Genomic DNA, 18,569 nt, shown 5'->3' with positions numbered 1-18,569 from the left:
ATGGACTTCGCGTTCGACGCGCGCACCGAGGAACTGCGCACCAGGCTTCTCGCCTTCATGGACGAGTACGTGTACCCGGCCGAACAGGTCGCCCACGAGCAGCGTGAGCGGTCCGCCTCGCCGTGGGACACCGTTCCCGTGATCGAGGAGCTCAAGGCGGAGGCCCGCCGGCAGGGCCTGTGGAACCTGTTCCTTCCCGACTCCGAGCACGGCGCCGGGCTGACCAACCTGCAGTACGCGCCGCTCGCCGAGATCATGGGCCGCTCCCCGCAGATCGCGCCGACGGTCACCAACTGCGCGGCGCCCGACACCGGGAACATGGAGGTGCTGGCGCAGTTCGGCGACGAGCGGCAGCAGAAGCAGTGGCTCCAGCCGCTGCTCACGGGTGAGATCCGTTCGGCGTTCGCGATGACCGAGCCCGAGGTGGCCTCCTCGGACGCCACCAACATCACCACGCACATCGAGCGGGATGGCGACGAGTACGTCATCACCGGCCGCAAGTGGTACATCTCCGGGGCGATGCACCCGGACTGCAAGATCTTCATTGTGATGGGCAAGACGGATCCGGACGGGGCGGACATCCGCCGGCAGCAGTCCATGGTGCTCGTCCCGCGCGACACCCCGGGTGTCACGATCAAGCGCGCGATGCAGGTCTTCGGCTACGAGGACCACTACCACGGCGGCCACGCCGAGGTGATCTTCGACCACGCGCGCGTGCCGGTGTCCAACCTGGTCGGCGAGGAGGGCGGCGGCTTCGCCATCGCCCAGGCCCGGCTGGGTCCCGGCCGGATCCACCACTGCATGCGGCTGATCGGCATGGCCGAGCGCGCCATCGAGCTGATGTGCCGGCGCGCGGTGTCCCGGGACGCGTTCGGCAAGGCGCTGGCCCGGCAGGGCGTGGTGCAGAACTGGATCGCCGACGCGCGTGTGGCCGTCGAGCAGCTGCGGCTGCTGGTGCTGAAGACCGCCTGGATGATGGACACGGTCGGCAACCGGGGCGCGCACACCGAGATCCAGGCCATCAAGATCGCCACCCCGCGAACGGTCGTGGGCATCCTCGACCGGGCGATCCAGCTGTACGGCGCGGGTGGGGTCAGCCAGGACTTCCCGCTGGCCGAGCTGTACGCCGGTGCCCGCACGCTGATGATCGCCGACGGGCCCGACGAGGTGCACCAGCGGTCGCTGGCGCGCCGGGAGCTGAAGAAGCACATCTAGCTAGATGCGGTCGCTAGTAGCCGCCGAACGGTGTGTGGTCCGTCAGCGCCAGCGCGTGCAGGAAGTCCCGCAGACGCAGGAGCCGGCGGGCCAGGAGGCGGGGTGCGGTGGGGGCGTGCGGGGAGTAGGCGGTGGTCCACAGGGCCGGGATCAGATCCATGGCGCCAGCATCGGTTTGCCCCGGCCCAGCGGTCCAACAGATGGTTTCGCTGGGGCCGATCACTAGAATCGATGGATGGAGATCCGTCAGCTCCGCCACTTCATGGCGGTCGTCACCGAGGGCACCTTCACCGCGGCCGCCCGTACCGAACTGATCGTGCAGTCGGCGCTCAGCACCTCGATCCGCAATCTGGAACGGGAGCTGGGCGCCGATCTGTTCGACCGCACCGGCCGGCGGGTCGTGCTCACGGAGGCGGGGCGCGCCCTGCTGCCGCGGGCCCGGGCGCTGCTGGCCGGGGAGCGGTCCGCGCGGGAAGCGGTCGCGGCGGTGGCCGGGCTGGACAGCGGGCGGGTGGCCATCGGCACCATCCAGACGCTGACCTGCGTCGATCTGCCGGAGGAACTGGCCGCCTTCCACGAGGAGTTCCCCGGCATCCAGGTGTCCGTACGGGACGCCACGGTGGACGATCTGACCGAGGCCCTGCGGGCGGGCGAGCTGGATCTGGCGTATCTCGCGCCGGACGCGCGGGAGCTGCCGGAAGGGCTGACGGTGCACGCGACCTGGCACGAGGAGCTGGTGCTGATCACCGCGCCGGGGCATCCGCTCGCCGGGGCCGGGACGGCGCTGCTCAGCGAGCTCGCCGAGGAACCGTTCGTCGACTTCCGCGCGGGAACCGGTCTGGAGACGGCCGTACGACGACTGGCCGCCCACTGCGGGCTCACGCGCCGGATCACCTGCGACGTCACCCAGGCGGGGCTGCTGGTGGATCTGGTGCGGGCCGGAATCGGGGTGGCGTTCGTGCCCCGGCCGATCGGTGAGCGGGCGGGGCTGCCGTGTGTCACGGTCCGGCAGCCGGATCCGGGGCGCACGGTGGTGCTGGCCGGGCGCGGGTCACGGCCGCGCAACCCGGCGGCGGGCGCCCTGCTCGATCACCTCATGGGCCGGCGGCGGCTCACGGGCGCAGTGCCCGCAGCAGCAGGTCCGCCAGATGGCCGGCGACCTCCTGCGGGCTGAGCGGGCCGTCGGGGCGGTACCAGGTGGACAGATGGTGCACGGAGCCGAAGTGGTAGTCGACCACGAGGTCGGCCGGGGTGGCCGTGGAGAAGACGCCCTCCCGCTGGCCCTCCTCGATCAGCGCACGGAAGCGTTCGTGGTAGCGGCGCCGCTCGGCGCGCACCTGCTTGTTCTTCTCCGGGCTGAGGTGGTGCATGGAGCGGAAGAAGATCGACGCGTCGTCGAGGTTCTCGATCGTGGTCACGACGACGTCGGCCGCCGCCCCGCGCAGCCGCTTCTCGATGGGCTCGTCGGCGTCCGCGAACTGGTCCAGACGCTCCTGCTGGAGGCGCAGCACGCGCGCGTACACCTCATGCAGCAGGTCGTCCTTGGAGCCGAAGTAGTGGTAGAGCGCCCCCTTGGTGACGCCGGCCGCCTCGACGATCTCCTGCACCGAGGTGCGGTCGTAGCCCTGCTCGGCGAAGAGCCGGGTGGCGGCGGCCAGGAGCCGCTGCGGCACAGGAGTTCCGTCACCGTCCGTTGTCCTGGGCACTGCCGCCACCCGCCTTCCGTGTCGCGTCTCAGTTGTGGTGGTACAGGGAACGCGGTTCCCGGAGGAGGATCTTCCCACTAGCCGTGTCCGGCCGGTGCGCCGGCATCTCCGCCGGGAGCGCATCCTTGCAGGCGGCCAGTCTCTCCCTGTGGTGCGCGGCGGGTACAGCCGGGTCCGCCCCGGGGCGGACGGAGGGGCCGGCGGGGCCGGTCACCGGGTGGCCTCCCAGTGCTGCTGGATGCGGTTCATGCCGGTGAGCCAGCGGTCGGGGTCGGTGGCGCGGGCCTGGTAGTACTCGGCGACCTCTGGGTGCGGGAGGATCAGGAAGCGGTCCTCCTCGATGCCCCGGAAGAGTGCGTCGGCCACGTCGTCCGGTTCGATCGCGGTCGGCTTGAGGACCAGGTCGCCCGCGCTGCCGGTGGCGTCGAGCATGTCGGTGCGCACGCCCTGCGGGCAGATCGCGTGGACCTTCACACCCCGGTGGCGGTACGTCAGCGACAGCCACTCGGCGAAGGCGTAGGCGCCGTGCTTGGTGACGCTGTAGGGGGCGGTGCCGATCATGGTGAGCAGTCCGGCGGCGGAGACGGTCGAGACGAAGCGGCCGCTGCCGCGCTCCAGCCAGTCCGGGAGCAGCGCGTGCGCCGCGCGGACGTGCGCCATGACGTTGACGTCCCAGGAGAGGGCCCAGCCCTGCTCGTCGAGGGGTTCTCCCGGTTCCCCGCCGTCGCGGCCGACGCCGGCGTTGGCGCAGTAGACGTCGACCGTTCCGCCGAGGGCGTCGCGGGCCTCGGTGACGGTCGAGGCGGCGTCGCCCGGGACCGCGAGACCGCCGATCTCCTCGGCGACGGCCTTGGCGCGGTCGGCGTCCAGGTCGTTGACGACGACCTGCGCCCCCTGCGCGGCGAAGCGGCGGGCGAGCGCGGCTCCGATGCCGCCGCCGGCTCCCGTGACGACCACCTTCGCACCTTGCACGGCTTGCACCATCGGTCTCCTTCGACGCGGCTCCCTGCAACTTCCGGCGATCAGACTAACCGGTCGGTATGCACGGTGGAAGAGGCGTTCCGAGGCGGGCCGGTCCGCTTCACTCCCCGGGGCGGTCACGCCGCGCTAGCGTGCGTGGGCATGACACCCGCCGCGATCATGGAGGTCACTGTATGAAGCTGTCCAGACGGAGCCTGCTCGCCACCACCACGGCCGCGGTCGCGGCCTCCGCCGCACCGGCGGCGGCCGCGTCCGGGCCGGGGGTGGCACAAGGGGGCGGGCGGAGGCTGCGCACCGGGTTCGAACGCCTCGCCGAGGACGGCTATGCGCCGCTCGACGGCCGGCGCGTGGGCGTGGTCACCAATCCCACCGGCATCACCCGCGACGTGCGGCACATCGTGGACGTGATGCACGAAGACGACCGGGTGGACCTGATCGCCGTCTTCGGGCCCGAGCACGGCTTCAGGGGCACCGCGCAGGCGGGCGGCTCCGAGGGCCGCTACGACGACCCGGCGACCGGCCTGCCCGTCTATGACACGTACCTGAAGAGCGGTCAGGCGCTCGCCGACATCTTCACCGCGTCCGGCGTGGACACCGTGGTCTTCGACATCCAGGACGTCGGCGCACGCTTCTACACGTACATCTGGACGCTGTACGACTGCATGGAGGCGGCCGCGCTCGCGGGCAAGCGGTTCATGGTGCTGGACCGGCCGAACCCGGTGACGGGGCGGGCGGCGCTGGGTCCGGTGCTGCACAAGGAGTTCGCGACCTTCGTCGGACGGCAGCCGATCTCGCAGGCGCACGGGATGACGGTGGCGGAGCTGGCGCGGATGTTCAACGGGGAGTTCCTGACGACGCCGGTGCCGCTGGAGACCGTACGGATGTCGGGCTGGAGGCGGTCGGACTTCTACGACGCCTCCGGGCTGCCATGGGTGCCGCCGAGCCCGAACATGCCGACGCCGGAGACGGCGCTGGTGTACTCCGGGACGTGTCTGTTCGAGGGCACGAACCTGTCGGAGGGGCGCGGAACCACCCGGCCGTTCGAGCTGCTCGGCGCGGAGGGCGTCGACGGGCACTGGGCCGCCGCGGCGAACGCGTCGGCGCCGGCGGGCGTACGTTTCCGGGAGGCGTACTTCGCGCCGACGTTCTCCAAGTTCCAGGGGAAGACCATCGGGGGCGTGCAGCTTCATGTACACGACCGGAAGGCGTTCGATCCGGTGCGTACGGGCATCCACCTGCTGATCACGGCGAAGCGGTCCTGGACCGGCTTCGCCTGGCGTCCGGACAACTGGATCGACAAGCTCACGGGCTCCACGCTCGTGCGCACGATGATCGACGCCGGCGCGGACACGGACGACGTGGTGGCCGGCTGGGAGAAGGAGCTGGCGGGGTTCCGGAGGATGCGGCGGGAGTACCTGCTCTACCGCTGAGCACGGCGCGGGAGGTGCGGCGGGTCGCGGCCGGCGGCCCGCCGCACCTCTTTGTTTTGGGGCGCCTGCACCGCTGTGACCTGGGGTGACGCGACCGCGGCCGGCGCCGGGCGGCTCACCGGGCCCGGCGGTTCGCTATGCGGTGTGCATATCGATCAGCTGTTCAGGAACCCGTGGACGCCGTGGGGAGTTCTCAGGCTGTCGAGGGAGAGTGCTCCCCTGCGGGAGGGCACGGAGCACGTTACCGCCGGGTACCCCGCGGACGACCACAACTGAAAGACGCGCAGGGGCAGTTGGTTCGCGAGTCCCCGCGGCCGGCTGATGGGGGCCATAAAAAATGGATGGAGCCGATTCGCGTGTCGATACGTCTATTCGGCGACGTCCGTTCGACGACGCCGAAGTGACCGGATTACAGGTGCAGGTGTGACGGAGGTGCAGGACGATGGCCGGTTTCCGGAGTCTGGCGAGACAGGTCCGAGATCCGCGGTGCGATCTGGCTCTGCGGCGCTATTCGCTGCGCAAGTGCCTTGAACGATTCGCTCCTTACGGGCACAGGGCGACCTGGGACCATTTGTGCTCGCGGGCCGGGTTCGATCCCGAGGACCGCTCCGTCGACCCGGCGCGGCTCGTGGCCGCACTGGACGAACTGGAGGAGGCCCGGGCGGTCTGGCTGGCCTATGAGGTGGAGTTCGCCGAGCGCCGCAGGAAGGAGAAGCACGACGGGCTGCGCCGCCCGGGGAGTGTGGACGACTGGCACCGGATGACCTGGGGCGGTTTCGGTGTGGCCTGGTGCGACGACCCCCGGGTGCATCCGCGGGAGCCACTGGCCGAGGTGCTGCGGAGGCTGATCGCCGCGCTGGAGCGGGAGCCGGGCTCCGCCTGCCCCGTGTGCCGGGGGGAACGGCTCGTGTGGCGTCACGATCTGGATCACGAGCCGTCGGCGGGCCCGGTCTGCACGGACTGCGGAATCCTGGTGCCGCGTCCCGTGCTCACCCCCGGGGCCCTGGCGGACGCCCGCCGGGCGAGGCTGCTGGTGTCGGCCTGAGGCGCTGATCGACGCAGGGAGCAACGGGGGCAAGGGGGTGCGCCGGGGATGCCGCACCCCCGTTGGCTCCGGGTAACCGGTCGTTCCAGCGCTGTGTTCCACGGACAGTTGAGGGGCGACTTGAGGGCGTCGGCGCCCGGCTACGAGCTGCGGGCAGCGACGCCACCCCAGCTCTGCCGCCCTAACTGCGGGCAGCGACGCCACCCCAGCTCTGCCGCCCCAGCTGCGGGCAGCGACGCCACCCCAGCTCTGCCGCCCTAACTGCGGGCAGCGACGCCACCCCAGCTGCGGGCATCGATGCCGCCCCAGCTGCGGGCAATCGTGCCGCTGGGGCGGCACGGGTGGGCGCAGCGGCACCCGGCAAGCGCCGGTGAGAGACACACCCCCCGCCCAGCCTCGGTTACCGTTCACCCCCATACGGGCGCCCGCTGCCGTGCTTCAGCCCCGGTGTGGGCGGGGGCAGCGGTCGGTCTCGCGAGTGCTCCTGGTTTCGGGCAGCAGGCGGGAGCCTGTCAGGCGTTCGCCGGAGATGTCGTCCGGGTTGGACAGGACGCAGGTGTCCAGGGAGAGGCAGCCGCAACCGATGCAGTCCGTGAGATGGTCGCGCAGCCGGTTGAGCTGCTTGATGCGTTCGTCCAGTTCGGACCGCCACGCCTCCGACAGGTGCGCCCAGTCGTCGCGGGTGGGCGTGCGCTCCTCGGGCAGTTCGGCAAGCGCCGAGCGGATCGTGGCGAGCGGGATGCCGACGCGCTGGGCGGCGCGGATGAAGGCGACCCGGCGCAGGGTGTCACGGGTGTAGCGGCGCTGGTTGCCCGGGGTGCGGCGGCTGCTGATGAGGCCCTTGGACTCGTAGAAGTGCAGGGCCGACACGGCGGCACCGCTACGGGCGGAGAGCTGGCCGACCGTGAGCTCATGGATCTTTTCCGGAATCCGTTGCACTCCCCGAACCCTACCCACCCCTTCGGCGCACGTGTCCGTTGACAGGCGCCGCCCGGACGACCATGCTAAGCAGTTGCTTAGGCATGCGCACAGCGATGCGCCTGCGACTCCGTGACGCGAGAGGCCGGGACATGGCAGAGCCGAGGATCTTCACGTCCGTCGACGAACTGAAGGCGGCGGTGGGCGAGCAGCTGGGGTACACCGACTGGCTGGAGGTCGACCAGAAGCGGATCGACCTGTTCGCCGAGGCCACCGGTGACCATCAGTGGATCCACGTCGACCCGGAGAAGGCCGCGGCGGGGCCGTTCGGGACGACCATCGCGCACGGCTATCTGACGCTGTCGCTGCTGCCGCTGTTCGGCCCGCAGCTGATCACCGTGGAGGGCGTGAAGATGGGCGTCAACTACGGCACCAACAAGGTGCGCTTCCCCGCCCCGGTGCCGGTCGGCTCGCGGGTGCGCGCCACCGCCACGATCACCGCGGTGGACGAGGTGAAGGGCGGCGTCCAGGTCGCCACGGCGTTCACCGTGGAGCGTGAGGGCGGCGACAAGCCGGTGTGCGTGGCGGAGTCGGTGGCCCGCTACTACCTCTGAGCGGCGCCCGCGCTTCCGGCCCCCACCATCCGGAGCACGAGGTCGGCGTAGAGCGCGCCGACCTCCTCCGGGGTACGGGGCCCCTCCACGTTGAACCAGCGGGCCACGTCGATGCACAGCGAGAGCACGGCGAGGGTGGTGCCCTGCACGTCGACGACGTCGAAGTCGCCGGTGCGCACACCGTCCTCGATGATGCCGCGCACCTCGGCGTCGACCTGGCGCCGCAGGTCGAGGATCTCCGCGCGGGCGTCGGGGCCGAGCGAGTCGAGTTCGTACTGCACGACCCGGGCCGTGGTGCGGCCGCCCGCGTGCCAGCGGACGAAGGAGCTGACCGCGTCGGCGAGCCGCTCGGCCGGGCTGCCCTCGGCGCGGGCCGCCGTGCGCAGGATCTCCACGGCCTTCTCGTGGCCGATCCTGCTGATCCGGTGGAGCAGCTCTTCCTTGGTCTTGTAGTGGATGTAGAGCGCGGCCGGGCTCATTCCGGCACGGCTCGCGATGTCGCGGGTCGTCGTGGCGTGGTAGCCGCGCTCCGCGAACGCCTCCACGGCAGCGAGCAGCAGCCGTCGGGCCGCGTCGGGCGTGACCTCACCCCACGGCTGCGCCTCACCGCCGGCCGTCTCCTCCGCCGTACTCATCACTCACCTCATTCGCTGGCAGAGTCACCACCATACCGGCAAGGGTGAGCGAGCGCTTAGTGAGGCTCAGAGCTTCTGGAGCGGGTCGTGCTCGGCGAGGAGCTTCTCCAGGCGGGCCTGGTCGACCCGGTTCACGATCCGTCCGGCCTCCTGGCGGTCGCGGATGACCTTGGCCAGGGTGAACGCGGAGGTGACCAGGTACAGGACCGCGATACCCAGGAAGGCGCGGACCCACGCGTCGGCCTCCAGGTTGTAGATGCCGACCGCGGTGGCCCCCATGGCCACCCCGAAGGACGCGACGGCCTGTCCGTAGAAGGCGGCCGTGCTCTGCTGCTTGACCGGTGTGTCGCTCATGGGGACGAGCATCGGCGGATGTGGCCGCCGCCACATCCGCTCGGATACTCAGGCGGTACTCAGAAGGCCGAAACCCCGGTCATGGCACGGCCGATGACCAGTTTCTGGATCTGGCTGGTGCCCTCGTACAGGGTCATCACCCGTGCGTCGCGCAGGAGTTTGCCCGCCGGGTACTCGTCGATGTAGCCGTAGCCGCCGAAGACCTGCAGGGCGTTGTTGGCGGCGCGGACGGCCGCCTCCGAGGCGAAGAGCTTGGCCTTGGAGGACTCGACGGCGAACGGCCGGCCGCGGTCGATCAGGTCGGCGACCCGCCAGGTGAGCAGCCGGGCCGCGTCGACGTCCACGGCGATGTCACTGATCAGCTCCTGGACGAGCTGGTGACCGGCGATGGGCTTGCCGAACTGTTCCCGCTCGCCCGCGTAGCGCACGGCCGCGTCCAGCGCCGCCTGGGCTATGCCGACGCAGCCGGCCGCGACCGACATCCGGCCCTTGGCGAGGGCGGACATGGCGACGGAGAAGCCCTTGCCCTCCTCCCCCAGCATCGCCGAGGCGGGCACACGCACACCCTCGAGGACCAGTTCGGCGGTGGCCTGGCCGCGCAGCCCGAGCTTGCCGTGGACGGCGCGGCGGGTCAGGCCCGGGGTGTCGGTGGGGACGAGGAAGGCGGAGACGCCCTTGTGGCCGGGGGCGTCGGTGGAGCGGGCGAAGAGCAGGACGACGTCGGCCCAGGTGCCGTTGGTGATGAACATCTTGGTGCCGTCGATGACGTAGTCGTCGCCGTCGCGCACCGCGCGGGTGGTGAGATGGCCGGCGTCGGAGCCGGTGCCGGGCTCGGTGAGGCCGAAGCAGCCGACGTACTCCCCGGAGGTCAGACCCGGCAGCCAGGCGCGCTTCTGCTCCTCGCTGCCCCACGCGGCGATCGTCTTGGCGACCAGGCCGAGGGAGACGGAGACGATGCCGCGCACGGAGGAGTCGCCGCGGCCCAGCTCCTCGGTGACCAGGCAGTACGACAGATGGTCACCGCCGGAGCCGCCGTACTCCTCGTCGACCGTCAGCCCGAGGAAGCCGACCTCGCCGAGCTTCTTGACGATGCCGCGGTCGACCTCCTCGGCGCGGTCCCAGGCGGCGGCGGAGGGTACGACCTCACGCTCGACGAAGTCCCGGGCGAGCCGGCGGACGGCCTCCTGCTCGTCGCTCAGCTCCAGGTTCATACCGCGTCACCCCAAGTGAAAGCCGCTAGGACCGTGTACGTTTAAATTAGCACTGCTAGTTTCTGTCGCGGTCCTACTATGTGCCCCATGGCCCGACCGCGCAAGCCCCTGCTCAGCACCGACCGGATCGTCGAGACGGCCCGTGCGCTGGTGGACGCGGAGGGTCTGGCCGCCGTCTCCACGCGTCGGCTCGCGGCGGAACTGGGGGTCAGCGGGCCCTCGCTCTACAACCACTTCCGCACCAAGGACGAGATCCTCGAGGCGGTGGCCGACTCGGTCAGCGCGCTGGTCGACCTGTCGATGTTCGAGGACGGCCGGGACTGGCGGACCGCGCTGCACGACTGGGCGGTCTCCTACCGCTCCGCGCTGCGCGACCACCCGAACATCGTCCCGGTCCTGGCCCGCGGTCCCGGCCGCCGTCCGGCGGCGCTCCGGCTCGCCGACGCCGTCTACGGCGCCATGGTCGAGGCGGGCTGGCCGCCCGCGCAGGCCACCTCCATCGGCGCGCTGATGCGGTACTTCATCATGGGCTCAGCGCTCGGCTCCTTCGCCGGCGGCTTCGTGGACGATGCCAGCGCCTACGACCCCGCCGACTACCCTCACCTGGGGCAGGCCCATCTGCTCGCCGAGCAGCAGGAGAAGATCGACGAGCGGGCCTTCGAGACGGGGCTGACCGCCCTGCTGGACGGACTGGCGCTGCAGTACGAGCAGGTCAGGAGCGGGCGGACCGTTCGGTGAGGGCCGAAGGGTCCGTGCCGCATGCTGGTGACATGAGCAGGAAGGATCCCCGGGCGGCGGGGCTGGCCCGGTTCGCCGCGCTGGTCGCCGACGAGACCCGGGCCGCGTGTCTGCTGGCGCTGCTGGACGGGCGGGCCTGGACGGCGGGCGAGCTGGCCCGGCACTGCGGGGTCGCCGCGTCCACGCTGAGCGAGCATCTGGGCAAGCTGGTCGCGGGCGGGCTGCTGGCCGAGGAACGCCAGGGCCGGCACCGGTACGTACGGCTCGCCGACGCGCGGGTCGCCCAGCTGGTGGAGGACGTGGCCGCGCAGGTCGCACCGGATGCCGCCGAACCCCCGCGCACCCTGCGGCAGTCCGGCGCCGGCTCCGCCATGGCCCGCGGGCGCACCTGCTACGACCATCTCGCCGGACGGCTCGGCATCGCCGTCACCGACGCGCTCACCGCGCGGGGGCTGCTGCGTCAGGACACCGGGTTTGCGCTCACCGACGCGGGACTGCGCTGGTTCGGCACGGCCCGCATCGGCCTCGACCAACGGGGCCGCCGCCCCTTGGCCCGGGCCTGTCTGGACTGGACGGAACGCCGCCCCCACCTCGCCGGAGTCGCGGGGGCGGCCCTGTGCCGGCACGCCCTGCGCGAGCAGTGGTGCGTGCGCATCGGCTCCGAGCGTGCGGTGAAGGTGACACCGGCGGGCGCACACGCGCTGTCGGAGCTGCTGGGCATCGACGCGGAGGCGCTGCGCTGACCGCGAGTCCTCCCGTCCGAAATCCGCGAGCCACTCCTCCTTCGACCTCCTAGCCTCGGAGCATGATGAACGTCTCCTCACGTCCCGCCTCTCGTGCCGAGGTGCTCGCGGCCTGCGCGGCCGCGGTCACCGTGGTGCTGTGGGCCTCCGCCTTCGTGTCCATCCGCAGTGCGGGGACCGCGTACTCCCCGGGGGCGCTGGCTCTCGGACGGCTGCTGGCCGGGGCGCTGACGCTGGGGGCGATCTGCCTGGTGCGGCGGGTGGGGCCGCCGCCCCGGTCGGCGTGGCGGGGGATCCTGATATCGGGGCTGCTCTGGTTCGGGTTCTACATGGTGGCCCTCAACTGGGGTGAGCAGCAGGTGGACGCCGGTACGGCCGCGCTGGTGGTGAACGTGGGGCCGATCCTCATCGCCCTGCTCGGTGCCCGGCTGCTCGGGGACTCGGTTCCGCCGCGGCTGCTGGCGGGGATGGCCGTGTCGTTCGCCGGCGCGGTGACCGTGGGGCTGTCGATGTCCGGCTCGGGCGGGTCCTCGGTGCTCGGGGTGGTGCTCTGTCTGCTGGCGGCCGTGGCGTACGCGGCGGGGGTCGTCGCACAGAAGCCGGCGCTGAGCTCGGCGAGCCCCTTGCAGGTGACGACGTACGGGTGCCTGGTGGGAGCCGTGGCCTGTCTGCCGTTCGCCGGGCAGCTCGTGAGGGATGCGGCCGACGCGCCCCTGTCCGCCACGCTCAACATGGTCTACCTGGGCGTGTTCCCGACCGCCCTCGCGTTCACGACCTGGGCCTACGCCCTGGCCCGGACGACCGCCGGACGGATGGGGGCGACGACCTACGCGGTGCCGGCCCTGGTCGTGCTGATGTCCTGGCTGGCGCTCGGCGAGGTGCCGGGCCCGCTGACCCTGGCGGGCGGCGCCCTGTGCCTGGCGGGTGTGGCGGTGTCGCGGTCCCGGTCGAGGACGGCGACGGCCGTGGCTCCCCCGCGGACGGCGGAGGAGCCACGGCCCGACCGGGCCCGGGACTCAGCGTGAACGCGCCCGGTCCGCCAGGACCTTGATGGAGCCCAGGGCGATCACGGCCAGGACGATGATGTAGCCGGAGACCGCCATCGAGGTGCCCGTGGCCTCCAGCAGCAGCACCATGACGAACGGCGCGAGCCCGCCCCCGCCCACGGCGGCGATCTGGTAGCCGAGGGAGGCACCGGTGTAGCGCATCTCCGGTGTGAACAGCTCGGCGAACAGGGCGGCCTGGGGGCCGTACATGATGCTCAGGAAGCAGCTGGCGACGAAGGTGCCGACCGCGAGCCAGAGCAGGGACCCGGTGTCGATCAGCAGGAACAGGGGGACGGCCCACAGCGCGATGCCGACCGCGCCGAAGGTGTAGATCCGGATCCGGCCGACCTTGTCGGACAGGGCGGCGGAGGCCGGGATCAGCACGAGCTGGGTGAGGCTGACGCAGAGGGAGACGGTGAGCACCGCCCCCTTGTCCATGTCGAGTTCGCGGGTCGTGTAGTCCAGGATGCCGGTGATGAGGATGTAGAACGTCGCGGTGTTCACGGCGAAGGAGCCGCCGGCCAGGAACACCGTGCCCAGGTGGTCGCGCAGGATCGTGCGCAGCGGGGAGGCCTGCTCGGTCCGCTCCTTCTCCGCCAGGGCCTTCTCGGCCTCGCGGAACTCGGGCGTCTCCTCGACCCGGGTGTGGATGTACCAGGCGAGGGCGAGCACGAACACGCCGACGAGGAAGGGCAGACGCCAGCCCCAGGCGCTGAAGGCGCCGTCCGTGGTGAACGCGCCCGCCAGCAGGAACACGGAGTTGGCGGTCACGACCCCGATCGGCACGCCGAGCTGGACCACGCTGCCGTACACCCCGCGCTTGCCCTCGGGGGCGTACTCGGTGGCCAGCAGCATCGCTCCGCCCCACTGGGCGCCGACGGCGACGCCCTGGGCGACGCGGAGCAGGACGAGGAGGACGGGGGCGGCGACGCCGATGGTCTCGTACGTCGGGAGGAGACCGATGCCGGTGGTGGCCAGGCCCATCACGGTGAGCGCGAGGACCAGCATCGGCTTGCGGCCGCGCTTGTCGCCGAGCTGGCCGGCGACGATGCCGCCGATGGGGCGGGCGAGGAAGCCGACGGCGAAGGTGGCGAACGAGGCGAGGACCCCGGCGGTGGGGCTGCCGGAGGGGAAGTACAGGTCGCCGAGGACCAGTGCGGCGGCGATGCCGAAGACGAAGTAGTCGTACCACTCGACGGCCGACGCGAGGGCGGCGGCGGTGGCGACCCTGCGGCGGTTGGGGGCGGCGGGAGTGGTGGCGTTGAGCGGCTGGGCGGAAGGTGCGGTGTCCATGCGTGCACGCTCCGATGGGTGCGGGGACGGAACAGCGGAACAGGGAGGCCCGGGTTCCGGGGAACGTACTGACCGGACGGTATGGACGTCAACGGGTTGTGCGGTGACAGTTTTTCGCCTGTAGGGGGCACCGAATACGGCCCCCGGGCATGCCGGAGGCCCCGGCCTCGCGACGGGGCCGGGGCTGCTCGTGGCCGTACGGACTGCTCGAGGCCGTACGGGCTGGTCGGGGTCGTACCGGCTAGAAGACCACCAGCGCCCGTCCGCCCTTGCCCGCGAGCATGTTGTCGAAGGCGGCCGGGATGCCGTCGAGGGCGATCCGTTCGGTCACCAGGGCGCCCAGGTCGAGGCGGCCGGCCCGGATGTGTCCGGCGAGCACCGGAAGGTCCCGGGCGGGGTCGGAGTTGCCGTAGACGCAGCCGGAGAGGGTCCGGCCCCAGTGGAAGATCTCCAGGGCGTTGAAGGTGACCTGCTGGTCCTTGCCGCCGATGCCGACGACCGTGGTGCGTCCGCCGCGCCGGGTGGATTCCCAGGCGGTGCGTATGGTGCTCGCGCGGCCGACGCACTCCACGGCCACGTCCACGCCCTCCTTGCCGGTGAGCGCGCGGATCTGCCGGGCGGTGGTGTCGGAGGCGACGAGGTAGTCGGTGGCGCCCGCGGCCCGGGCGAGGTCCTCCTTCGCCGGGGAAACGTCGACCGCGACGATCGTCGACGCGCCCGCGATCCGGGCCGACTGGAGGGCGGCGAGGCCCACTCCCCCGACGCCGAACACCGCGACGGTCTCCCCGGGCCGCACCCGGGCGGAGTGGTGGACCGCGCCGTAGCCGGTGAGCACCGCGCAGCCCAGCAGGGCGGCGGCGGCGAGCGGAACGCCCTCCGGAGCGGGCAGGACGCAGGAGGCGGACACCACCGTCTCCTCGGCGAACGCGGCGACGTTCAGCCCGGGGTACAGGTCGGTGCCGTCGTCGGCGCGGCGGGCGTGCACCTGCGCCGCGCCGTCCAGGGCGCCCGCGCACAGCCACACCTCGCCGCGCGCGCAGGCGGGGCAGGCGCCGCAGGAGGGGGCCCAGTTGAGGACCACGCCGTCGCCGGGCGCGACATGGGTGACCCCCTCGCCGACGGCGACGACTGTGCCGGCGCCCTCGTGGCCGAGGACGGCCGGGACCGGCACGCGCATGGTGCCGTTGGACAGGGACAGGTCGGAGTGACAGACGCCGGCGGCGGCGAGCCGGACCCGGACCCGGCCGGGTCCGGGCTCGGGCAGATCGATCCCGGTGACCTCAAGCGGGGCACCGACGGCGGGCAGAACGGCGGCACGTACGGCCATGACGGTCACGGTCTCCTAGAACTGGAGGGACTTGGTCTGGAGGTACTCGGACAGGCCGTGTGCGCCGAGTTCGCGGCCCACACCCGACTGCTTGTAACCGCCGAAGGGCGCGAGGGGGTTGAAGGTGCCGCCGTTGATGTCGACCTGGCCGGTGTCCATGCGCCGGGCGAAGGCCACCGCCTCCGTCTCGTCGCCGGCCCAGACGGCACCGGCGAGGCCGTAGACGGTGCCGTTGGCGATGCGCAGGGCCTCGTCCTCGTCGTCGTAGCGCAGGACGGACAGGACGGGTCCGAAGATCTCCTCCTGGGCGATGGTCATCTCCGGGGTGACGTCGGCGAAGACGGTGGGGCTGACGTAGAAGCCCTTCTCCCGCGGAGCCTCGGGGCCGCCCGCGGCCAGGCGGGCGCCCTCGGCGAGGCCCTTCTCGATGTAGCCGCGCACCCGGTCCCGCTGCCTGGCGCTGACCACGGGTCCGATGCGGTCGCCGTACTTGGCGGCGGCGGCCGCGGCGAGTTCCACCGCCTCGTCGTACTGGTCGCGGTGGACCAGCATGCGGGTCCAGGCGCTGCAGGTCTGGCCGGAGTTGGACATCACGTTGGCGACGCCGACGTTCACCGCGCGGGCCAGGTCGGCGCTCGGCAGGACGACGTTGGCGGACTTGCCGCCGAGCTCGAGGGCGACCTTCTTCACCATGCCGGTGGCGATCGCGCCGATGCGGCGGCCCACGTCGGTCGAGCCGGTGAAGGAGACCAGATCGACGTCCGGATGCTCGGCGAGGGCCTGGCCGGCCACCGGACCGAGCCCGGTGACGAGGTTGACCACGCCCGCCGGGACCCCGGCCTCATGCACGGCCTCCGCGAAGAGCCGGGCGACCAGCGGGGTGTTCTCGGCGGGCTTGACGACGAGGGTGCAGCCGGCCGCGAGGGCGGGGGCGGCCTTGGCGACGATCTGGTGGAGGGGGTAGTTCCAGGGGGTGATCGCGCCGACCACACCGACCGGTTCGTGCAGGACCGTCGAATTGCCCACCCGCTCCTCGAAGGCGTACGTCGCCGCCAGCTCGGCGTACGAGCCCGCGACCGCGATCGGTACGCCCGCGTGGACGGTCGCCGAGAACTTCGGGGGCGCGCCGAGTTCGGCGGTCACCGTCCGGGCGATCTCCTCCTGCCGGGCGGCCAGCACGTCCCGGAGGGCGGCGAGGCGGGCGGCGCGCTCCGCGGGCGGGGTGGCGGCCCAGGCCGGGAGGGCGGCGCGGGCGGCCCGCACGGCGGCGTCGACGTCCTCCGCGGTGCCGGCGGGGACGGTGGCGATCACCTCCTCGTCGGCCGGGTTCACCACTTCGATCACGTCCGGGCCGGCGGCCGGGCGCCAGGCGCCGTCGATGTACATGCCGTCGTATGCCTTCATCGCGCTTCCTCCGGGGCGGGCGTCGGGGGACGGCTGCTCACGCGTCCGGCCCCCAAACTAGCGATGATAGTTTTTCGGCGCCAGGGGGAAACGGGTGCGGTCACTCTTCCAGGTCGGGCAGCCGGTCCGGGTTCGGGCAGATCCGTTCGCCGTGCTGGTCGAAGACGAACAGGTGGGCGAGGTCGACCAGGAGCGGTACCTGCATGCCGTGTTGGAGCCGGATGTCCGGGGTGGTGCGGACGATGAGGTCACCGGGGACACGGGGTTCGACGTAGGTGGGCGCCCGGTCCGGACGTACGGGCTCCTCCAGCGTGGCGACGGACCCGACGCGCAGCGCCCCCGCCCGATCCCGCAGTCGCTCCAGGACCGTGCCCTGCTCGCGGCGGCGGCGCCGCACCTGGCGCCCGGGGCTCGGACGGGGGGCCTCCAGTTCGGGCACCACGGCGGGACTGGAACCGGTGTTGAAGTGGACGAGCACCTCGTGGCCCTGGAACTCCAGGTGCTCCACCAGGCCGGTGAGCGCCACCTCACCGGTCCGGGCGGCGGACGGTTTGGCGATCCGGACGGCCTCCGAGCGCAGCCCCACGATGACCTCACGGCCCTGCTGGACCCGCAGCAACTGATGGTCCAGGGAGAGTGGTTCGGGCAGTCGCAGGAACTGTTTGCCCAGGCTGATGGTCATCGCCCCGTCCAGCGGGGCGCGCACCAGACCGCGCAGCAGATTGATGCGCGGGGTGCCGATGAACGCGGCGACGAAGACGTTGTTCGGCAGCGAGTACACCTCTCGCGGGGTGCCGACCTGCTGCAGGACGCCCCCGCGCAGCACGGCCACCCGGTCGCCGAGCGACATCGCCTCGGACTGGTCGTGGGTGACATAGACGGTGGTGACGCCCAGTTCGCGGGTGAGCTGGGAGATCTCGGCGCGCAGACGGTTGCGGAGCTTGGCGTCGAGGTTGGACAGCGGCTCGTCCATGAGGAAGGCGGAGGGGTGGCGGGCGATGGCCCGGCCCATGGCGACCCGCTGGCGTTCACCGCCGGAGAGCTGGGCGGGGAAGCGGTCGAGGAGGTCCTCGATGCCGAGCATGCGGGCGGTGGCGTCCACCCGCGGGGCCGGGTCGGTGCCGGGCGCCTCGATGCGCAGCGGGAAACCGATGTTGTCGCGGCTGGTCATGCGGGGGTACAGGGCGAAGTTCTGGAACACCATCGCCATGTCCCGGGCGGACGGGGGCAGTTCGTTGCCGTACTCGCCGTCGAGGAACAGCGAGCCCTCGTCGATCTCCTCCAGTCCGGCGATCATCCTCAGCACGGTGGACTTGCCGCAGCCGGAGGGACCGAGCAGGACGAGGAACTCCCCCGGCGCGATGTCCAGCGACAGCCGGTCCACCACGCGGATGCCTCGCGTGTATGCCTTGCTCACATCGTGCAGGGTGATGGCGCGTGTCATGAGGGGCCCCCGGGGGGTCATCACGGCGCTGTTGCTCCGCGGTCGAACGCCTCGTGCGGGTCGTACGGGACGTGTGCGTCACGGAAGCTAACGGAAAGTAGGCGGCGGGGGGAAGATGCGGGACGGGATCTCGGCGCTTCATCCGATCCGTGAGAAAGCGGACTCCGGGATTCAGTGCCTACGGCGGAGCGTCCCCGCGGGGCCGCGCGTCAGCCTTCCCCGCCGTCGGAGGCGTTCGTCGACGATCCCCGCCCGCCCCCGCGCGGACGGGTCACCCGGAGCACCTCGCCGGCCATCAGCGTCGCCTTGGCCACGCGGTGCGTCCAGCGCGGGCCGCCCCGCGCCGCCCAGACGACGCAGACGCATCCGCCGATGACGACCAGGAGCACACCGGACAGGACGGCTATCAGCATGGGGTTCCTCCTTGTGGGCGTACAGAGGTGTGGCCCGGCCATCCTGTCAGTG

Annotated in this window: 20 protein-coding genes; 8 read left to right on the top strand and 12 right to left on the bottom strand. The window is 71.9% G+C overall.

Annotated elements, in window-relative coordinates:
* The gene (locus tag AB0L56_RS07875; RefSeq protein WP_365420194.1) at window positions 1-1,215 is read left to right on the top strand and encodes an acyl-CoA dehydrogenase family protein; all 1,215 of its coding nucleotides are present in this window, start codon (window positions 1-3) and stop codon (window positions 1,213-1,215) included.
* Window positions 1,216-1,228: 13 nt separating this feature from the next.
* On the opposite strand, the gene AB0L56_RS07870 is transcribed toward AB0L56_RS07875, so the two are convergent.
* Window positions 1,229-1,375, bottom strand: coding sequence for a hypothetical protein (locus tag AB0L56_RS07870; protein WP_361033022.1), 147 nt, complete (start codon window positions 1,373-1,375; stop codon window positions 1,229-1,231).
* 75 nt (window positions 1,376-1,450) lie between these two features.
* Between AB0L56_RS07870 and AB0L56_RS07865 the strand changes: the two genes are divergently transcribed.
* Window positions 1,451-2,389: a LysR substrate-binding domain-containing protein gene (locus AB0L56_RS07865; RefSeq protein WP_365420191.1), complete on the top strand. Its 939-nt coding sequence runs from the start codon at window positions 1,451-1,453 to the stop codon at window positions 2,387-2,389.
* On the opposite strand, the gene AB0L56_RS07860 is transcribed toward AB0L56_RS07865, so the two are convergent.
* Together AB0L56_RS07860 and AB0L56_RS07855 are read right to left on the bottom strand one after the other, a co-directional pair.
* Window positions 2,328-2,921: a TetR/AcrR family transcriptional regulator gene (locus AB0L56_RS07860; protein WP_365420189.1), complete on the bottom strand. Its 594-nt coding sequence runs from the start codon at window positions 2,919-2,921 to the stop codon at window positions 2,328-2,330. The genes AB0L56_RS07865 and AB0L56_RS07860 overlap by 62 nt on opposite strands.
* 210 nt (window positions 2,922-3,131) lie before the next feature.
* The gene (locus tag AB0L56_RS07855) at window positions 3,132-3,905 is read right to left on the bottom strand and encodes an SDR family oxidoreductase (RefSeq protein WP_361033015.1); all 774 of its coding nucleotides are present in this window, start codon (window positions 3,903-3,905) and stop codon (window positions 3,132-3,134) included.
* Window positions 3,906-4,075: 170 nt separating this feature from the next.
* Between AB0L56_RS07855 and AB0L56_RS07850 the strand changes: the two genes are divergently transcribed.
* Together AB0L56_RS07850 and AB0L56_RS07845 are read left to right on the top strand one after the other, a co-directional pair.
* Complete coding sequence (locus AB0L56_RS07850; protein WP_365420186.1) at window positions 4,076-5,332, top strand: DUF1343 domain-containing protein; 1,257 nt, start codon at window positions 4,076-4,078, stop codon at window positions 5,330-5,332.
* Window positions 5,333-5,774: 442 nt separating this feature from the next.
* Entirely contained in the window at window positions 5,775-6,377 is a 603-nt protein-coding gene (locus AB0L56_RS07845; RefSeq protein WP_365420183.1) for a hypothetical protein, read from the top strand.
* 438 nt (window positions 6,378-6,815) lie between these two features.
* Here the strand turns inward: AB0L56_RS07845 and soxR are convergent, their stop codons facing one another.
* Window positions 6,816-7,316, bottom strand: coding sequence for a redox-sensitive transcriptional activator SoxR (gene soxR, locus AB0L56_RS07840; RefSeq protein WP_365420180.1), 501 nt, complete (start codon window positions 7,314-7,316; stop codon window positions 6,816-6,818).
* 131 nt (window positions 7,317-7,447) lie between these two features.
* Here soxR and AB0L56_RS07835 point away from each other — a divergent pair, with 131 nt between their 5' ends.
* Complete coding sequence (locus AB0L56_RS07835) at window positions 7,448-7,909, top strand: MaoC family dehydratase (protein WP_037932264.1); 462 nt, start codon at window positions 7,448-7,450, stop codon at window positions 7,907-7,909.
* On the opposite strand, the gene AB0L56_RS07830 is transcribed toward AB0L56_RS07835, so the two are convergent.
* From AB0L56_RS07830 to AB0L56_RS07820, 3 genes are all read right to left on the bottom strand, one after another.
* The gene (locus tag AB0L56_RS07830; protein WP_365420177.1) at window positions 7,900-8,544 is read right to left on the bottom strand and encodes a TetR/AcrR family transcriptional regulator; all 645 of its coding nucleotides are present in this window, start codon (window positions 8,542-8,544) and stop codon (window positions 7,900-7,902) included. The two genes, AB0L56_RS07835 and AB0L56_RS07830, sit on opposite strands and share 10 nt — an antisense overlap.
* A gap of 66 nt (window positions 8,545-8,610) precedes the next feature.
* The gene (locus AB0L56_RS07825) at window positions 8,611-8,898 is read right to left on the bottom strand and encodes a YiaA/YiaB family inner membrane protein (protein WP_365420174.1); all 288 of its coding nucleotides are present in this window, start codon (window positions 8,896-8,898) and stop codon (window positions 8,611-8,613) included.
* 59 nt (window positions 8,899-8,957) lie between these two features.
* Complete coding sequence (locus AB0L56_RS07820) at window positions 8,958-10,109, bottom strand: acyl-CoA dehydrogenase family protein (RefSeq protein WP_365420171.1); 1,152 nt, start codon at window positions 10,107-10,109, stop codon at window positions 8,958-8,960.
* Window positions 10,110-10,196: 87 nt separating this feature from the next.
* Between AB0L56_RS07820 and AB0L56_RS07815 the strand changes: the two genes are divergently transcribed.
* The 3 genes from AB0L56_RS07815 (at window position 10,197) to AB0L56_RS07805 (ending at window position 12,615) form a co-directional block, all read left to right on the top strand.
* A complete protein-coding gene (locus tag AB0L56_RS07815; RefSeq protein ID WP_365420168.1) occupies window positions 10,197-10,847 on the top strand; it encodes a TetR/AcrR family transcriptional regulator in 651 nt (216 codons plus the stop codon).
* Window positions 10,848-10,879: 32 nt separating this feature from the next.
* The gene (locus AB0L56_RS07810; RefSeq protein ID WP_365420165.1) at window positions 10,880-11,590 is read left to right on the top strand and encodes a winged helix-turn-helix domain-containing protein; all 711 of its coding nucleotides are present in this window, start codon (window positions 10,880-10,882) and stop codon (window positions 11,588-11,590) included.
* 62 nt (window positions 11,591-11,652) lie between these two features.
* Window positions 11,653-12,615, top strand: a complete 963-nt coding sequence (locus AB0L56_RS07805; RefSeq protein WP_365420162.1) for a DMT family transporter — start codon at window positions 11,653-11,655, stop codon at window positions 12,613-12,615.
* Here AB0L56_RS07805 and AB0L56_RS07800 read toward each other — a convergent pair.
* From AB0L56_RS07800 to AB0L56_RS07780, 5 genes are all read right to left on the bottom strand, one after another.
* Window positions 12,607-13,929 (bottom strand): MFS transporter, encoded by a 1,323-nt coding sequence (locus tag AB0L56_RS07800; RefSeq protein WP_365420159.1) that lies wholly within the window; start codon window positions 13,927-13,929, stop codon window positions 12,607-12,609. The genes AB0L56_RS07805 and AB0L56_RS07800 overlap by 9 nt on opposite strands.
* A 241-nt stretch (window positions 13,930-14,170) precedes the next feature.
* Entirely contained in the window at window positions 14,171-15,256 is a 1,086-nt protein-coding gene (locus AB0L56_RS07795) for a Zn-dependent alcohol dehydrogenase (protein ID WP_365420156.1), read from the bottom strand.
* Window positions 15,257-15,271: 15 nt separating this feature from the next.
* Window positions 15,272-16,660: an aldehyde dehydrogenase family protein gene (locus tag AB0L56_RS07790; protein ID WP_365420153.1), complete on the bottom strand. Its 1,389-nt coding sequence runs from the start codon at window positions 16,658-16,660 to the stop codon at window positions 15,272-15,274.
* A gap of 100 nt (window positions 16,661-16,760) precedes the next feature.
* Window positions 16,761-18,104, bottom strand: a complete 1,344-nt coding sequence (locus tag AB0L56_RS07785; RefSeq protein WP_365420150.1) for an ABC transporter ATP-binding protein — start codon at window positions 18,102-18,104, stop codon at window positions 16,761-16,763.
* Window positions 18,105-18,313: 209 nt separating this feature from the next.
* Window positions 18,314-18,517, bottom strand: a complete 204-nt coding sequence (locus AB0L56_RS07780; RefSeq protein ID WP_365420147.1) for a hypothetical protein — start codon at window positions 18,515-18,517, stop codon at window positions 18,314-18,316.
* Window positions 18,518-18,569: the final 52 nt, after the last annotated feature.

This window comes from Streptomyces sp. NPDC052079, from assembly GCF_040680275.1.
GTDB lineage: Bacteria > Actinomycetota > Actinomycetes > Streptomycetales > Streptomycetaceae > Streptomyces.
Note: the sequence above shows the minus strand (reverse complement) of the source record. Positions and strands in the feature narration are given on the sequence as shown.

Excerpts from the sequence above, each read along its gene's own strand:
- AB0L56_RS07800 (WP_365420159.1), bottom strand. The coding sequence starts at position 13,929 with ATGGACACCGCACCTTCCGCCCAGCCGCTCAACGCCACCACTCCCGCC.
- AB0L56_RS07865 (WP_365420191.1), top strand. The coding sequence starts at position 1,451 with ATGGAGATCCGTCAGCTCCGCCACTTCATGGCGGTCGTCACCGAGGGC.
- AB0L56_RS07790 (WP_365420153.1), bottom strand. The coding sequence starts at position 16,660 with ATGAAGGCATACGACGGCATGTACATCGACGGCGCCTGGCGCCCGGCC.
- AB0L56_RS07795 (WP_365420156.1), bottom strand. The coding sequence starts at position 15,256 with ATGGCCGTACGTGCCGCCGTTCTGCCCGCCGTCGGTGCCCCGCTTGAG.
- AB0L56_RS07785 (WP_365420150.1), bottom strand. The coding sequence starts at position 18,104 with ATGACACGCGCCATCACCCTGCACGATGTGAGCAAGGCATACACGCGA.
- AB0L56_RS07810 (WP_365420165.1), top strand. The coding sequence starts at position 10,880 with ATGAGCAGGAAGGATCCCCGGGCGGCGGGGCTGGCCCGGTTCGCCGCG.
- AB0L56_RS07830 (WP_365420177.1), bottom strand. The coding sequence starts at position 8,544 with ATGAGTACGGCGGAGGAGACGGCCGGCGGTGAGGCGCAGCCGTGGGGT.
- AB0L56_RS07815 (WP_365420168.1), top strand. The coding sequence starts at position 10,197 with ATGGCCCGACCGCGCAAGCCCCTGCTCAGCACCGACCGGATCGTCGAG.
- AB0L56_RS07875 (WP_365420194.1), top strand. The coding sequence starts at position 1 with ATGGACTTCGCGTTCGACGCGCGCACCGAGGAACTGCGCACCAGGCTT.
- AB0L56_RS07835 (WP_037932264.1), top strand. The coding sequence starts at position 7,448 with ATGGCAGAGCCGAGGATCTTCACGTCCGTCGACGAACTGAAGGCGGCG.
- AB0L56_RS07845 (WP_365420183.1), top strand. The coding sequence starts at position 5,775 with ATGGCCGGTTTCCGGAGTCTGGCGAGACAGGTCCGAGATCCGCGGTGC.
- AB0L56_RS07820 (WP_365420171.1), bottom strand. The coding sequence starts at position 10,109 with ATGAACCTGGAGCTGAGCGACGAGCAGGAGGCCGTCCGCCGGCTCGCC.
- AB0L56_RS07805 (WP_365420162.1), top strand. The coding sequence starts at position 11,653 with ATGATGAACGTCTCCTCACGTCCCGCCTCTCGTGCCGAGGTGCTCGCG.
- AB0L56_RS07855 (WP_361033015.1), bottom strand. The coding sequence starts at position 3,905 with ATGGTGCAAGCCGTGCAAGGTGCGAAGGTGGTCGTCACGGGAGCCGGC.
- AB0L56_RS07870 (WP_361033022.1), bottom strand. The coding sequence starts at position 1,375 with ATGGATCTGATCCCGGCCCTGTGGACCACCGCCTACTCCCCGCACGCC.
- AB0L56_RS07825 (WP_365420174.1), bottom strand. The coding sequence starts at position 8,898 with ATGAGCGACACACCGGTCAAGCAGCAGAGCACGGCCGCCTTCTACGGA.
- AB0L56_RS07850 (WP_365420186.1), top strand. The coding sequence starts at position 4,076 with ATGAAGCTGTCCAGACGGAGCCTGCTCGCCACCACCACGGCCGCGGTC.
- AB0L56_RS07780 (WP_365420147.1), bottom strand. The coding sequence starts at position 18,517 with ATGCTGATAGCCGTCCTGTCCGGTGTGCTCCTGGTCGTCATCGGCGGA.